Here is a 15,292-nt window from a genome sequence, read left to right on the forward strand (position 1 = left end):
TCCTTGCCTAACGACCCGGCCGCGCCGCGTTCCGACCGCAGCTGTCGACGAGGTCAGATGCAAAGAGATATTATAACATTACTAACATTGTCAAGCGACCAAGTCGGCAAGCGCACCGCGCGCGAAAACGCGCCTTTTAGCTGGCGGAAAGCCGCGCCACCGCCTGATCCTTGGCGATCAGCGGCAGCAGCTCGGCCATGTCGGGGCCATGATCGCGTCCCGTCAACGCGCGGCGCAGCGGCAGGAACAGCGCGCGGCCCTTCGCCCCCGTCGCCTCCTTCACCGCAGCCGTCAGCGCGTGCCAGGGGTCTGCATCCCAGTCGATCGCGGGCGCGGCCGCGGCGGCGGCGGCCATCACCGCCCGATCCGCTTCCTCGGCGGGCGGCGGCGCAAAGGGGCCGTCGAACACTGGAGCCCACTCGGCGGCTTCGGCAACCGTCATCAAATTCGGGCGAATCGCGTGCCAGCGCGCAGGCGTGATCGCACCGGGCAGCCGATCCGCGACCGCCTCATGGTCGGTGTGGTGCAGGATCTTCTGATTGAGCAGCGCCAGTTCGGCTTCGTCGAAGCGCGCCGGCGCCCGGCCGAAGCGCGCGAAGTCGATGCTCTCGATCAGCGGTTCCAGCGATGTCACCGGCTCGACCGGATCGCTCGTCCCCAATCGCGCGAGCAGGGCCGCAAGCGCGATCGGCTCGATCCCAGCCTCACGCAGTGCCTCCATGCCAAGCGAACCCAGCCGCTTCGACAATTTGCCCTCGGTCCCGACGAGCAGCGCCTCGTGCGCAAACGCCGGCGGCTTCGCGCCCAGCGCTTCGAACATCTGGATCTGCGTCGCGGTATTCGACACATGATCCTCGCCGCGCACGACATGGGTGATCGCCATATCGATATCGTCGATCACGCTCGGCAGCAGATAGAGCCAGCTGCCGTCGGCACGCCGCACCACCGGGTCGGACATGGTTTTCGGCTCGAAATGCTGATCGCCGCGCACCATGTCGGCCCAGATGATCGGCGCATCATGGTCGAGCCGGAAGCGCCAGTGCGGCGCCACGCCCTCGGGCACCGGGGCATCGGCCGCCTTGCGCTCATAGACCGGGGGCAGTCCGCGTGAGAGCAGGATCTTGCGGCGGATATCCAGCTCCTCGGGCGTCTCGTAACAGGCATAGACGCGCCCGGCCGCCTTCAGCTTCGCAAACTCGCGCTCATACAGATCGAAGCGCGCCGACTGGCGCTCCTCGCCATCCACATCGAACCCCAGCCACGCCAGATCGGCACGGGTCGCATCGACATATTCCTCTTTCGACCGTTCGAGGTCGGTGTCGTCGATGCGCAGCAAAAAGCGCCCGCCATGCTTGCGCGCCCACATCCAGTTGTGGAGCGCGGTGCGGACATTGCCGACGTGAAGGGTGCCGGTCGGCGACGGAGCGAAACGGGTGATAACGGTCATGCGCGCGCCTATAAACGCTTTGACCGCCGCGTGGCGAGATTTATCCCGCACCGGCGCGCCGCTCCCTCCCTCGCTACCCCGTCCGAAAACCGTGGGTGATCGGATAGCGCCGGTCGCGCCCGAAATTGCGCGTCGACAGCTTTACCCCCGGCGGCGCCTGACGCCGCTTATATTCGGCGAGCATCAGCAACCGCTCGATCCGCACCACCGCCTCGCGGTCAAAGCCATATCGCGCGACGACATCGTCGACGCTCGCTTCCTCCTCGACCAGCATATGGAGCATGCGGTCGAGATCGGCATAGGGCGGCAGGCTGTCCTCATCCTTCTGGTCGGGGCGCAGCTCGGCGCTCGGCGGCTTGGTGATGATGGTGTCGGGCATCACCGGGGTCACCGGGTTGCGCGACAGGCGCGGCACATTCTCGTTGCGCCATTTCGACACCGCGAACACCGTCAGCTTATAGGCGTCCTTCAACGGATTATAGCCACCCGCCATATCGCCATAGATGGTCGCATAGCCGACGCTCATCTCGCTCTTGTTGCCCGTGGTCAGCAGCATCGGGCCGAATTTGTTGCTGAGCGCCATCAGCGTCACGCCGCGGATGCGCGACTGGACATTCTCCTCGGTGATATCGACGTCGCGATCGGCGAAGCTCCCCGCGAGCATGTGATCGAACGCCTCGACCGCCGGCGAAATCGCGATCGTGTCGAGCCGGCACCCGATCATCCGTGCGCAGCCCGCCGCATCGTCGAGGCTCGCCTGGCTGGTGAAGCGGCTCGGCATCATCACGCACCACACCTTGTCGGGGCCCAGCGCATCGGCGGCGATCGCGGCGCAAATCGCCGAATCGATCCCGCCCGACAGGCCGAGTACGACGCCGGGAAAATGGTTGCGCTCTACATAGTCGCGCAAGGACACGACCATCGCGCTGTAAATATCGGCGGGATGCGCCTCCCACTCGGCGATCGCACCGCTGTCGCAAGTCCAGCCATCATCGCTGCCCTTCGTCCAGCGGGTAACGCGCTCCTCGGCTTCCCAGTCGACCAGCCGGTGCGCGGCCGTGCCGTCGGCACCCAGCACGAACGAACAGCCATCGAACACCAGCTCGTCCTGCCCGCCAATGCGGTTCAAAAAGATCAGCGGCAGGCGCGTTTCGGCGACCCGGCTCGCGAACACTTGGCTTAGTCGCCGCTCGTCCTTGTCGATCTCATATGGGCTGCCGTTGACCGAGATCAGCAGCTCGGCGCCCTGATCGGCGAGATGGCGGCACACCGTCGGCAACCAGCCATCCTCGCAGATCGGCAGGCCTAGCTTCACCCCGCGCCATTCGACGATGTCGGGCAGCGGCCCGGGCGCGAAGACGCGCTTTTCGTCGAAAGTGCCATAATTGGGCAGCTCATGCTTGCGCCGCGTCGCCACGATTTTGCCGCCGTCGAGCAGCGCGACGATATTATAAAGCGCATCGCCGTCACGCTCGACCGACCCCACGAGCATCGCGGGACCGCCATCGGCGGTTTCAGCCGCCAGCCCGGCCAGCATCGCCGCCGCACGCTCGGCCAGCGCGGGCTTCAGCACCAGATCTTCGGGCGGATAGCCGATCAGCTGCAACTCGGGATAGAGGATCAGGTCGGCGTCACCGTGCCGCGCGCGCGTGGCACGCATCGCATCGGCATTGGCGGCAAGGTCGCCGACGACCTGCGTCATCTGGGCAAGGACGATGGTAAGCTTTTGGGTCATGGATGCGGTTTAGGACGAACCACCCGGAATTCAACCGCGGACCCGTGCGATCGGCCGTTATGGGGTGGGAAGTGGACATCAGCTCTCCACTCGAAATGGATGGCTTGGATTATCAGCGATGAACTTTGCTACGTCGCGAAACTGTTGTGGATAGGGTTCGACCTCGCGCCAGCCGGTATTGGGGAAGAACCGAAACCCGGCGCGCCACAGCGCCTCAACCTTTCTCCACTGATCTTCGTCCGTTTTCTTTGGGGCTTTGAAAGCTCGTCCCATCCAGCTCGCAGATTTTCCGCACTGCGGACAAGTTCCGGTGCTTTCCTCGGGCAGCTTCCACGATTTTCGACAATCGAAGCAAGCGTGAGCTACGAGATACTCCGGGCCGCGATGATAAGGCGGAACATAGGGGGCAGCGATGACCCTGTTCCCGATTGCCTTGCGCAACTCCATGCGTTCGGATTTGGACGGTGAGGGTTTCATTCGCCGAATAGTGCCGCAATCTTCCAATGGCTGCAATCGGTCGTAAGCTGCCCTGCTCAATCTCCGACCCCTTCGCTCGACCTTATGCATCCCCAAGCCCATCAAAGGCCCGAACACGACCGCCATGGCTTTAACCCCTTCCCCTATCGGTCCGCGCTGGCTAAGGGGGCGCGCAATCCCATCCCCGCGCGAAAGGGCTTTGCACCCCATGAAACTCATCTCCGGAAACAGCAACCTTCCGCTCGCCCGCGCGATCGCGGACTATCTGGAACTCCCGCTGACCGATTCCAGCGTCCGCCGCTTTGCCGATGAGGAAGTCTTCGTCGAGATTCACGAGAATGTGCGCGGTCAGGATGTCTTCATCGTCCAGCCGACCAATTTCCCGGCGAACGACAATCTGATGGAACTGCTGATCATCACCGACGCGCTACGCCGCGCCTCGGCGAAGCGCATCACCGCCGTCATCCCCTATTTCGGCTATGCCCGTCAGGACCGTAAACCCGGCCCGCGCACGCCGATTTCGGCGAAGCTCGTTGCCAATCTCATCACCACCTCGGGCGCCGACCGCGTCCTCGCGATCGACCTCCACGCCGGACAGATCCAGGGCTTCTTCGATATCCCGACCGACAATCTCTATGCCGCGCCGGTGATGAGCGCCGACATTCAGGCGCGCTTCGGCGGCAAGAATCTGATGGTCGTGTCGCCCGACGTCGGCGGCGTGGTGCGCGCCCGCGCGCTCGCCAAGCGGCTCGACAACGCGCCGCTGGCGATCGTCGACAAGCGCCGCGAACGCGCCGGCGAATCGGAAGTGATGAACATCATCGGCGACGTGAAGGGCCGCTTCTGCATCCTGATCGACGATATCGTCGACTCGGCAGGCACCCTCTGCAACGCCGCCGCCGCGCTGAAGGCCGCAGGCGCCGAGGGCGTCGTCGCTTATTGCACCCACGGCGTCCTGTCGGGCGGCGCGGTCGCGCGCGTCGAGGCGAGCGAACTCACCGAACTGGTGATCACCGACTCGATCCAGCCGACCGACGCAGTCAACGACAGCAAGAAGGTCCGCGCACTGACCGTCGCGCCGCTGCTCGGCGAGGCGATCAAGCGCATCGCCGACGAAAGCTCGGTCAGCAGCCTGTTCGACTAAGGCCCAGCGGGGCGCAATCCCCGCATTGCCATAGCATCGCTTTGCGCCCAGACTTTGCGTGAGGAACGTGAGGCATGGGGCATGACGATGGCAGACGAAGGTCGGCGGATTGCCTGAACAAGCGCCACCGCGCAGGCAGCGTTTCGTCCGGCGCATGCTGACGTCGCTGATCTTCCTGACCGGCAGTTTTGCGCTGCTCGCGCTGGCGCTGTGGGCGGCCTTTCCTTTGCCCTCGCTCGAGGGACGGCGCAGCAGTCAGGCGCTTGCGGACCAGACCACCCCCGTCGCTGCGGCGATCGCCCCGGTGTCGGCGCGGCATCCGGGGAAAAGCGGCATCTATCTGCTCCCCGATGCGCTCGACGCCTTTGCCGCGCGGGTCGAAATGATCCGCGCCGCGCGGCAGTCGGTCGATCTGCAGTATTATATCTGGCACAATGATCTGTCGGGCCGCATCCTGCTGTCCGAACTGGTGAAGGCCGCCGACCGCGGCGTGCGCGTCCGCCTGCTCATCGACGATAATACCACCGCCGGGCTCGACCCGATGCTTGCGGGCGCCAACGCCCATCCGGGGATCGAGGTGCGGCTGTTCAACCCGCTGACCCTGCGGCGCGTCCGCCCGGCCAATTATCTCTTCGCCTTTCCGCGCCTCAATCGGCGCATGCACAACAAGTCGCTGACGATCGACGGCGCGGTGACGATCGTTGGCGGGCGCAATGTCGGCGACGAATATTTCGGCGCCGAACAGGATGGGCTGTTCATCGACATGGACGCGCTGGCGATCGGCGCGGTGCTGCCCGCGGTGTCGGCGCAGTTCGACCAATATTGGAACAGCCGCTCGGCCTATCCCGCCGAACTGCTGCTCGCCGCCGACCGCGCCGTGCCCATGGACGGGCTGCGCGATCCGCCCGAATCGAATAGCCTTCGCGGCCGCCAATATCGTCAGGCGATCGCAGGGACCGCCTTCATCCAGGGCGCCATGTCCCAGACGCTGAACTGGCAATGGACCGACGTGCAATTGTTCAGCGACGATCCGGCAAAGGCGCTGGGGGCCGAACCGCCCGAATCGCTGCTCATCAACCGGCTGAAGCCCGTGATCGCCGATGCCGACGACAGCTTCGACCTCGTCTCGGGCTATTTCGTTCCGGCGACCTTCGGCACCGGCCTGCTCACCGGCCTCGCCGCGCGCGGGGTCGACACCCTCGTCGTCACCAACAGCTTTGCCGTGACCGATGTCCCGCTGGTCCACGCGGGCTATGTGAAAAAGCGCAAACCCCTGCTGAAGGCCGGCGTCCGGTTGTTCGAGGTTCGCCCCGGCCCGCAGGCCCCCGCCGAAGAGCCCGGACCCCGCGCCACCCGCTTCAGCGGCGGTGGCGAAAGCCTGCACGCCAAGACCTTCGTCATCGACCGCCGGCTGCTGTTCGTCGGCTCGTTCAATTTCGACCCGCGTTCGGCCGATCTCAATTGCGAAATGGGTTTCCTGATCGACAGCCCCTATTTGTCGGGACTGGTCGCCGACGGACTGCGAACGCGCCTGCCCGAACATAGCTATGCTGTCACGCTGTCGGCCGGGGACCGGCTGCAATGGAGCGACACGGCGAACGGACGGCGCGGCATATTGACCACCGAACCCGGAACGACCACATGGAACCGCACCGCCGTCTGGCTGCTCTCGCATCTGCCGATCGACTGGCTGCTCTGACATGATTTTGATCCGTGACAATCGCACCGCCGGGCGCCAAGGCGTCCGGTCATGACCCAACGGAGCCCCCATGCGCACTGACGATATCGCCCTCGCCCATCGCCTCGCCGACGCCGCAGGCGCCGCGATCCGCCCGCTGTTCCGCGCCGAATTCACCCATGAGGCAAAGGCAGATGCGTCGCCGGTGACCGAGGCTGATCGCGCCGCCGAAGCCGCGATGCGCCGCATCCTCGATGCCGAAGTTCCCCGCGACGGTATCATCGGCGAAGAATATGGCGCCGAACGCGCCGATGCGACGCGGCAATGGGTACTCGATCCGATCGACGGCACGGTCAGCTTCATGGCCGGCCGCCCGATCTTCGGCACCCTGATCGCGCTGCTGCAGGACGGCTGGCCCGTGCTCGGGATCATCGACCAGCCGATCAGCGGCGAACGCTGGGTCGGCGCGCTGGGCAAGCCGACTTTGTTCAACGGCCAGCCGGTGCGCACCCGCGCCTGCCGCGAACTTGCAAATGCGACCCTCGCAACCACCGGCCCGCAATATTTCAGCGACCATGACGCCGAACATTTCATGGGCCTCGCCGCGCAGACCGCGCACAAGCGCCTGATCTTCGGCGGCGACTGCTATAATTACGGCCTGCTCGCCAGCGGCCATATCGACCTCGTCGTCGAGGCGGGGCTGAAGCTTCACGATTATGCCGCGCTCGTGCCCGTAGTCGAGGGCGCCGGGGGCACGATGTGCGACTGGAACGGCGACCCGCTGAACGCCGACAGTGCCAATGAAGGTGGGGGCCATGTCCTCGCGCTCGGCGATCCGGCACGGCTCGAGGACGTGATCGAAGGACTGGCCTGCCACCATTGACCGGAAAGGATTGATCCATGGCTTTTCAGGGCAGCTGCCATTGCGGCGCAGTGACCTATAGTGTCGAAGGCGAAATTCCGGATACGGCGATGAGTTGCAACTGTTCGCACTGCCGGCGAAAAGGATTTCTGCTCGCCTTTGTCCCGATCGACCAGTTTCGGCTGACAAGCGGCGCAGACAAGCTCAAGTCATACCAGTTCAACAAGCATAATATCGACCATCAATTCTGCTCCGACTGCGGTTGCCAAGGCTTTTCGGTTGGCACCGGCCCCTCGGGCGAGAAGATGGCGGCAGTGAATTTACGCTGCGTTCCCGACGCCAACCTGGATGCTCTGACAATCCACAAAGTCGATGGCGCAAGTTTTTAGGAAAATTTCCAGTATCTTCGCTTTACACCCGCGACAATACTGCTACCGGCACCCCCGACGCTAAGGATAGCGTCCACTATATTTGGGGGAATAAATGAAAAGACTGATTTTGGCTGCGGCTTGCGCGGCCGGTTTTGCTGCGCCCGCACTCGCGAAGGAAGGCGAAAGCAATGCCAAGGCGGGCCTGCGCGTCGAAGCGCGCGCGGTCTATGAAACGCCGACCGTCAGCGACATCGATGACGAAGATGATGACGTCTACAAGCTCGGCAGCGCGGTGGCATTTGGCGGCGAAGTCGGCTTCGATGTCGCGGTCAGCTCGTCGCTCGTCGTCGGCCCCTATCTCACCCTCGAAAAATCGTCGGTCAAGACCAGCGACGGCACCGACTATCTGAAGGTGAAGGACAATCTCGCCGCGGGCCTGCACATCGGCTACGCCGTGGGCAGCAAAGGCCAGATCTACGGCAAGCTCGGCTATGCCAAGCTGCGTCTCGAAGCGCAGGTTGGCGCGTTCCGCGAGACCGCAAGCGGTTCGGGCGTTCAGGGCGCGATCGGCTATGAACATGGTTTTGGCGACAAATTCTATGTCCGGGCCGAAGCCGGTTATGGCGACAATGGCCGGATCGGCGGAATCAAGTTCCAGCGCCGCCACGTCGGCTTGGGAATGGGCGTTCGTTTCTGACGCGAATGAGCGGGGGTCCGGCAACGGGCTCCCGTTTCTTTTGATACCCGGCGTCGCTTGCATTTTCACGCGAATCCGTCTAGGCGCGCCGCTTCCGATTGTAACGACTGGCTGAAAGGGCTGCCATGTCGCTACGCAAACGGACTTCCTGAGGAGACCAAAATGCCCAAAATGAAGACCAAGAGCGGTGTGAAGAAACGCTTCAAATTCACCGCATCCGGCAAAGTGAAGCACGGCGTCGTCGGCAAACGTCACCGCCTGAGCAGCCACAATGCGAAATATATCCGTACCAACCGCGGCACCAGCGTGCTCAGCGAAGCGGATACGGCACATGTGCGCCTCTGGGCGCCCTACGGCCTGAAGTAAGGAGCCCCTGGAATGTCACGCATCAAACGCGGCGTTACCACGCGCGCCAAGCACAAACGCGTATTGGAACAGGCGAAGGGCTATTATGGCCGTCGCAAGAACACCATTCGTGTCGCCAAGCAGGCGGTCGAAAAGGCTGGCCAATACGCCTATCGCGACCGCAAGGTTAAGAAGCGCAACTTCCGCGCTCTGTGGATCCAGCGCATCAACGCTGCGGTTCGCGCCGAAGGTCTGACCTATTCGCAGTTCATGCACGGCGTTAAGCTGTCGGGCATCGAACTCGACCGGAAGGTCATGGCAGACCTCGCGATGAACGAAGGCGGCGTGTTCGCTGCGATCATCGCGCAGGCAAAGGCGGCACTGCCCAAGGCAGCTTAAGCCCCATCGCCAGACAGTTCAAAAAGGCGGAGCAGCTTCGGTTGCTCCGCCTTTTTTTCTGGGCGGAAACCTAGGCAATCGTCGAAATGGCTGCCCGCACCCGGCGTGCCTTGGGCAGCACCGAGCTGTCACCGCAGGCACCACATCCCGCTCGCCGTGCACAGGATCGCAAGGTCGAAGTGATGATCCCGAGGGACCAATCGGGCCGGGTCCACGCGCCCGATGTGGAAGAGGCGGTGCGGAGCTTTCGCCCCGCGCCGCCCCGACAATGGCCCCCAATGGCAAACCATCGCCCCCCGTCCGTGCCGAATAGCCGTGGGTCGCAGAAAGCCGCCGGCCGGAACGAAGCTCTGGAAAATTCGTCGTTTATTTCAGGTCCACACCAATCCCAATCCGTTGGTGCCAACGCCCGAAACTTCCCTCCTGTGCCCGCTCCCCCTCCCCAGCGGGACACTTTGTTATGCGCCAGTCCGCGGCAGCAAAATTGTAGAAACCCGACAATCAGGATACGGTAACATTGTTCTTTATCCGCCTTGTCAGCTAGATGTATCGATCATGCCCGGCCGAACAGCCTCGCCCTTCATCACGCCACCCGGCGTCCAGGTCGCCACGCGCTTCTTTCCCCTGTCGGCAAAGCTGGCCCCCTATGTCAGCGCAATCTATATGAGCGATATCGCGGTACCGGCCGGCGAACGGATCGAAGATTATCTGCATCCCGAATGGGCGAATTTGCGCTTTGTCGAGGGCGAGGTGCCGATCGCGGCGATCGGCGACGCCGCCCCGGCCGCGATTCCGCGATTCACCGTTACCGGCCCGACGAGCCACGCGACCTATTTCGCTGCGGGCAATATGCGCGTCTGGGGCATCGGCATCCTGCCGATGGGCTGGGCGAAGTTCATCCCGTTGCCCGCCGAGGATCTCGCCGACAGGTTTTGCGATGGCGCCGAACATTCCGCCTTTGCGGCCTTCGCCCCGCTCCTTGGCGCGCTGCCACAGGCGAGTAGCACCGAAGCGGCGGCGGCGATGATCGATGCCCATATGGTCGGCCTGCTGGCGGCCGCACCGCCCGACGATCCCGCGATTCTCGCGGCGCACCGTGCGCTGGTCGATGATGATCTGGCGAGCGTCGCCGATCTTTCGGCCAAATTGTCGCTGTCCGAACGCTCGGTCGAACGGCTGAGCCACCGCGCCTTCGGCTTTTCGCCAAAACTTTTGCTGCGCCGTCAGCGCTTTTTGCGCTCGCTCGGACGCTTCATGCTCGACCCCTCGATGGCGTGGATCGACGCACTCGATCATCAATATTGCGACCAGGCGCAATTCACCCACGACTTTCACCGCTTCATGGGGATGAGCCCCCGCGCCTATGCCGCGCGGCCAAAACCGATCCTCGGCGCGGCCGCCTTTGCCCGCGCCGCCGCTGCTGGCGCTGCGGTTCAGGGACTCCACAAACCCGCCGGATAGCGCCGTTCGGGGTTGACCCATGCCGCGCCTTCGGTGCAAGCGGCGGCAAGGCAAAGGCGGACTCCCCGCACCCAATAAACCGACAAAGAAGCAAGCGGCGGCGCAGCATGCGTCCCGCCGCGGCAGGACGAATGACGATGAGCGAACTTCAGGCGATGCAGACCCAGCTGGTGGGCGACATAACGACAGCGGCCGATCTGGATGCGCTGGAAGCCCTGCGCGTCGCCGCGCTGGGCAAGGCCGGAAGCGTCACCGCGCTTCTGAAGACGCTTGGCGGCCTGTCGCCCGAGGAACGCCAGTCGCGCGGGCCGGAGATTCAGGGGCTGCGCGAAGCGGTGACCGCGGCGATCGCGACGCGCAAGGCGGCGCTGGATGCTGCTGCGCTCGACATCAAGCTCGCCGCCGAAGCGATCGACATGTCGCTCCCCGCCGACACCGCCCCGCGCGGCAGCGTTCACCCGGTCAGCCAGGTGATGGACGAGCTCGCCGAAATCTTCGCCGACATGGGCTTTGCCGTCGCAACGGGCCCCGAGATCGAGGACGACTGGCACAATTTCACCGCGCTCAACATTCCCGAGACGCATCCCGCGCGCGCGATGCACGACACTTTCTATTTCCCCGACACGAACGCGGACGGGCAGAAAATGCTGCTGCGCACCCACACCTCGCCGGTGCAAATCCGCACCATGATGAACGAAGAGCCGCCGATCCGCATCATCGCGCCCGGCCGCGTCTATCGCAGCGACAGCGACGCAACCCACACTCCGATGTTCCACCAGGTCGAGGGTCTGGTGATCGATCGCGGCATCCATATGGGCCACCTCAAATGGACGCTCGAAACCTTCCTCAAGGCCTATTTCGAACGTGACGATATCGTTCTGCGCCTCCGCCCCAGCTATTTCCCCTTCACCGAACCATCGGCCGAGGTCGATGTCGGCTACCGTCAGGAAAAGGGCCGCCGTATCGTCGGCGGAAACGGCGACGACGAAGGCCATGCGTGGATGGAACTGCTGGGCAGCGGCATGGTCAACCGCCATGTGATCGCCAATTGCGGGCTCGATCCCGACGAGTGGCAGGGTTTCGCATTCGGGGTCGGGGTCGATCGGCTCGCGATGCTCAAATATGGCATGGACGACCTGCGCGCCTTCTTCGACGGCGACCTGCGCTGGCTCGCCCATTACGGATTTAACGCGCTGAGTGTTCCGACGCTCAGCGGAGGAATTTCGGCATGAAGATCACCCTCGACTGGCTGAAAGCCCATCTCGAAACCAATGCGACGGTCGATGACGTCGTCGCCACGCTGAACCGCATCGGCCTCGAGGTCGAAGGCGTCGAGAATCCGGCCGAGAAGCTGACCGGTTTTCGCGTCGCCAAGGTGCTGACCGCCGAACGCCATCCGCAGGCCGACAAATTGCAGGTGCTGACCGTCGATACCGGCGACGGCGGTACTCCGCTGCAGATCGTCTGCGGCGCGCCCAATGCGCGCGCCGGTCTGGTCGGCGTGCTCGGCCTGCCCGGTGCGGTGGTTCCCGCGAACGGCATGGTGCTGAAGGTGGCGGCTGTCCGCGGTGTCGAATCGAACGGCATGATGTGCTCGACCCGCGAGCTGGAACTCGGCGACGATCATGACGGCATCATCGAATTGCCCGCAGATGCGCCGATCGGGGCGAGCTTCGCCGACTATTCGGGTGCAGGCGAGCCGGTGATCGACATTTCGATCACTCCGAACCGGCAGGATTGCATGGGCGTGCGCGGAATAGCGCGCGATCTCGCGGCCGCCGGGCTTGGCACGCTGAAACCGCTCGACGTCCCGACGATCGTCGGCGAAGGCACCCCCGCGACCGAAATCCGCACCGACGATGTCGAAGGTTGCCCGGCCTTCTTCGGCCGCACGATCAGCGGCGTCACCAATGGACAGGCCCCCGAATGGATGCGCCGCCGCCTCGAAGCCGTCGGCCAACGGTCGATCTCGGCGCTTGTCGACATCACCAACTATGTGATGTTCGATCTTGGCCGCCCCAGCCATGTCTATGATCGTGCGCAACTGAGCGGCGCACTGGTCGCCCGCCGCGCCCGAAATGGTGATACGGTGACCGCATTGAATGGCAAGCTATTCACCCTCACCGACACGATGACCGTGATCGGCGACGATCATGGCGTTCACGACATCGCGGGCATCATGGGCGGCGAGCATAGCGGATGCAGCGATACGACGACCGACATCGTCTTGGAAATCGCCTATTTCACTCCCGAACGCATCGCGCTGACCGGACAAGCCCTCGCGCTGACCAGCGATGCGCGCAGCCGCTTCGAGCGCGGGGTCGATCCCGCCTTCCTCGATGATGCGACCGCGATCGTCACGGGCCATATCCTCGCCATCTGTGGCGGCACGCCGTCCGCTGTAACCCGCGCCGGAACGCCGCCCGCGGCAACGCACCAAATCGACTATGACCCGGATCTGTCCGAAACCTTGGGCGGCATCGCGATCGCGCCCGAGCGCCAGCGCGACATATTGACCACGCTCGGCTTCGGCGTGGTCGAGCAGGGCAGCCGCTGGCAGATCGCCGTGCCGAGCTGGCGCCGCGACATGGATGCCGCGCCCGACGTCGTCGAGGAAGTCACGCGCATTCACGGTTTCGATGCGATTCCGTCGACTCCGCTGCCCCGCAGCGAAGGCGTCGCAAAGCCGACCGCAACCGCCGACCAGCTGCTCGAGCGTCGCATGCGCCGCGCGGCGGCGGCGGCAGGTTGCCACGAAGCGGTGACCTGGTCTTTCATCAGCGAACGCGAGGCTGCCCCCTTCGGCGGCGGCGCATGGAGCCTCGCCAATCCGATCAGCGAAGACCTCAAGGTCATGCGCCCGTCGCTGCTGCCCGGCCTGCTCGCCGCGACGCAGCGCAACCAGCATCGGGGCGCAACCAGCATCCGCCTGTTCGAAATTGGTCGCCGCTATCTCGCGGATGCCGAGCATCCCACGCTGGCGATCGTCATGGCGGGCAACAAAAGCACCCGCAGCTGGCAGACCGGCAAAGCCGCGCCATTCGACGCGTTCGACGCCAAGGCTGCGGCCCTCGCGCTGCTCGAGGCGGCAGGCGCGCCGACCGACCGGTTGCAGGTGATGGAGGCGGTCGCCGAAGGCAGCATCTGGCATCCGGGCCAGTCCGCAACGCTGCGGCTCGGTCCCAAGGCGGTGCTCGCCGAATTCGGTGCACTCCACCCGCTGCTGACCCGGGCCTTCGACGTCGAAGGCCCGGTGATGGCGGTGCAGATTTTCCTCGATGCGATTCCGGCGAAGCGCGCGAGCGGTCCGGCGCGGACCGCCTTCACCCCGCCCGCCCTGCAGTCGGTACGCCGCGACTTCGCCTTCCTCGCCCCCGACGCACTGACCGCCGCCGATCTGGTGCGCGCAATCCGCGGCGCCGACAAGGTGAGCATCGTCGACGCGCGCCTGTTCGACCGCTTCGCCGGGCAAGGCGTGCCCGAAGGACAGGTCAGTCTGGCCGTCGAGGTTGAACTGCAACCGCAGGACAAGAGCTTCACCGACGCGGACCTCAAAGCGATCGCCGACAAGGTGGTCGCGGCGGCGGCGAAAGCGGGAGCGACACTGCGCGGCTGACACGGCCTCGCGCCGACGAGACAAAAAAGGGAGAGTTTTGCCATGGACACCCGCCACCTCGTCGACCGCGAGATCGCGCCTATCATCGACCTGTTTCCGCGGGTTGAACTCGATTCAGCGCCGATCACCGACATCCGCGCCAGGGCGGCACAATCCTATTCGATCTTGCCGCCCCCGGTGATTGCGCCCGAAGAGATAATGGTGCCGTCAATCCACGGCGGGCCTGACATTCCGGTTTTCCTTTATCGCCCCGCCGAAACCCGCACCGGCGGCGGCGCGATCCTCCACATCCATGGCGGCGGCATGGTGATGGGGTCGGTCAAACAGATGCAGGCGGGGCCCGCCGCCATGGCGGCCATGGCCGGCGTACCCGTCGTATCGGTCGAATATCGCCTCGCCCCCGAACACCCCTTTCCCGCGCCGCAGGAGGATTGCCATTCGGCGCTGACATGGCTCGCGGGCCGGGCGGATGATCTGGGTTTCGACGCGAGCCGGATCGTCGTCGCCGGCGAAAGCGCGGGCGGCGGTCTTGCTGCGGCGCTCGCCATCATGGCGCGCGATTTGGGGGGCCCGGCCATCGCCGGGCAGCTTCTCACCTATCCGATGCTCGATCACCGCACCGGCGGCGACGCCTGCCCCTATTGCAATCCCACGACCGGCGAGTTCATCTGGACGCGCGCGAGCAACCGCTTCGGCTGGCGCGCGCTGCAGGGCGACTATAGGGCAGACGACGCACGGCGCGGCTGGTTTTCACCGAGCCTTGCCGATGATCTGACGGGCCTGCCCCCCGCCTATATCGCAACCGGCAGCCTGGACCTCTTCTTCGACGAGAATCTGGATTATGCGCGCCGCCTCACCGCGGCGGGCGTTCCCGTCGATCTGCACAGCTATGCCGGTGCGATCCATGCCTTCAACGCGATCCCCGACGCCGCGCTGTCGCAACGCTTCAACGGCGGGTTGCTCGCCGCGGCGGCAGCCATGGCAGGCCCGCCGGCGGGCTGAACCCAGCGCGGAGAACATGGTTTTCGGTCAGACGCGGCCCTATATATCCTTATCGACG

The 15,292-nt window shown here is 64.7% G+C and carries 14 protein-coding genes; 11 read left to right on the forward strand and 3 right to left on the reverse strand.

The features are described from left to right. Nucleotides 1-136: 136 nt before the first annotated feature. The 3 genes from gltX to ACSYDV_RS05805 form a co-directional block, all read right to left on the reverse strand. Entirely contained in the window at nucleotides 137-1,447 is a 1,311-nt protein-coding gene (gene gltX, locus ACSYDV_RS05795; protein ID WP_438322788.1) for a glutamate--tRNA ligase, read from the reverse strand. 73 nt (nucleotides 1,448-1,520) lie between these two features. Beyond that, nucleotides 1,521-3,182 (reverse strand): NAD+ synthase, encoded by a 1,662-nt coding sequence (locus ACSYDV_RS05800; RefSeq protein ID WP_438322789.1) that lies wholly within the window; start codon nucleotides 3,180-3,182, stop codon nucleotides 1,521-1,523. Between the two features lie 78 nt (nucleotides 3,183-3,260). After that, nucleotides 3,261-3,785 (reverse strand): hypothetical protein, encoded by a 525-nt coding sequence (locus ACSYDV_RS05805; protein ID WP_438322790.1) that lies wholly within the window; start codon nucleotides 3,783-3,785, stop codon nucleotides 3,261-3,263. Between the two features lie 82 nt (nucleotides 3,786-3,867). On the opposite strand from ACSYDV_RS05805, the gene ACSYDV_RS05810 reads away from it, so the two are divergent. The 11 genes from ACSYDV_RS05810 to ACSYDV_RS05860 all read left to right on the forward strand — a co-directional run bounded on the left by ACSYDV_RS05810 (nucleotide 3,868) and on the right by ACSYDV_RS05860 (nucleotide 15,234). Next, nucleotides 3,868-4,803 (forward strand): ribose-phosphate pyrophosphokinase, encoded by a 936-nt coding sequence (locus ACSYDV_RS05810; protein ID WP_438322791.1) that lies wholly within the window; start codon nucleotides 3,868-3,870, stop codon nucleotides 4,801-4,803. 109 nt (nucleotides 4,804-4,912) lie between these two features. Next, nucleotides 4,913-6,502, forward strand: a complete 1,590-nt coding sequence (locus ACSYDV_RS05815; protein ID WP_438322792.1) for a phospholipase D family protein — start codon at nucleotides 4,913-4,915, stop codon at nucleotides 6,500-6,502. A 70-nt stretch (nucleotides 6,503-6,572) separates the two neighbouring features. Continuing rightward, nucleotides 6,573-7,364 (forward strand): inositol monophosphatase family protein, encoded by a 792-nt coding sequence (locus ACSYDV_RS05820; protein ID WP_438322793.1) that lies wholly within the window; start codon nucleotides 6,573-6,575, stop codon nucleotides 7,362-7,364. 17 nt (nucleotides 7,365-7,381) lie between these two features. After that, nucleotides 7,382-7,732 (forward strand): GFA family protein, encoded by a 351-nt coding sequence (locus ACSYDV_RS05825; RefSeq protein ID WP_438322794.1) that lies wholly within the window; start codon nucleotides 7,382-7,384, stop codon nucleotides 7,730-7,732. A gap of 94 nt (nucleotides 7,733-7,826) precedes the next feature. Next, complete coding sequence (locus tag ACSYDV_RS05830) at nucleotides 7,827-8,411, forward strand: outer membrane beta-barrel protein (RefSeq protein ID WP_438322795.1); 585 nt, start codon at nucleotides 7,827-7,829, stop codon at nucleotides 8,409-8,411. 162 nt (nucleotides 8,412-8,573) lie between these two features. Next, nucleotides 8,574-8,777, forward strand: coding sequence for a 50S ribosomal protein L35 (gene rpmI / locus ACSYDV_RS05835; RefSeq protein ID WP_088473669.1), 204 nt, complete (start codon nucleotides 8,574-8,576; stop codon nucleotides 8,775-8,777). Between the two features lie 12 nt (nucleotides 8,778-8,789). Continuing rightward, entirely contained in the window at nucleotides 8,790-9,155 is a 366-nt protein-coding gene (gene rplT / locus ACSYDV_RS05840; protein ID WP_438322796.1) for a 50S ribosomal protein L20, read from the forward strand. Between the two features lie 555 nt (nucleotides 9,156-9,710). Further along, nucleotides 9,711-10,616 (forward strand): helix-turn-helix domain-containing protein, encoded by a 906-nt coding sequence (locus ACSYDV_RS05845; RefSeq protein ID WP_438322797.1) that lies wholly within the window; start codon nucleotides 9,711-9,713, stop codon nucleotides 10,614-10,616. Nucleotides 10,617-10,753: 137 nt separating this feature from the next. Further along, nucleotides 10,754-11,848: a phenylalanine--tRNA ligase subunit alpha gene (gene pheS, locus ACSYDV_RS05850; protein ID WP_438322798.1), complete on the forward strand. Its 1,095-nt coding sequence runs from the start codon at nucleotides 10,754-10,756 to the stop codon at nucleotides 11,846-11,848. Then, nucleotides 11,845-14,232, forward strand: coding sequence for a phenylalanine--tRNA ligase subunit beta (gene pheT / locus ACSYDV_RS05855; RefSeq protein ID WP_438322799.1), 2,388 nt, complete (start codon nucleotides 11,845-11,847; stop codon nucleotides 14,230-14,232). The genes pheS and pheT overlap by 4 nt, the downstream gene beginning before the upstream one ends. 42 nt (nucleotides 14,233-14,274) lie before the next feature. Continuing rightward, nucleotides 14,275-15,234: an alpha/beta hydrolase gene (locus tag ACSYDV_RS05860; RefSeq protein WP_438322800.1), complete on the forward strand. Its 960-nt coding sequence runs from the start codon at nucleotides 14,275-14,277 to the stop codon at nucleotides 15,232-15,234. The last annotated feature ends 58 nt before the right edge of the window (nucleotides 15,235-15,292 follow it).

Source organism: Sphingopyxis selenitireducens, assembly GCF_051550705.1.
In the GTDB taxonomy this organism is placed as follows: Bacteria; Pseudomonadota; Alphaproteobacteria; order Sphingomonadales; family Sphingomonadaceae; genus Sphingopyxis.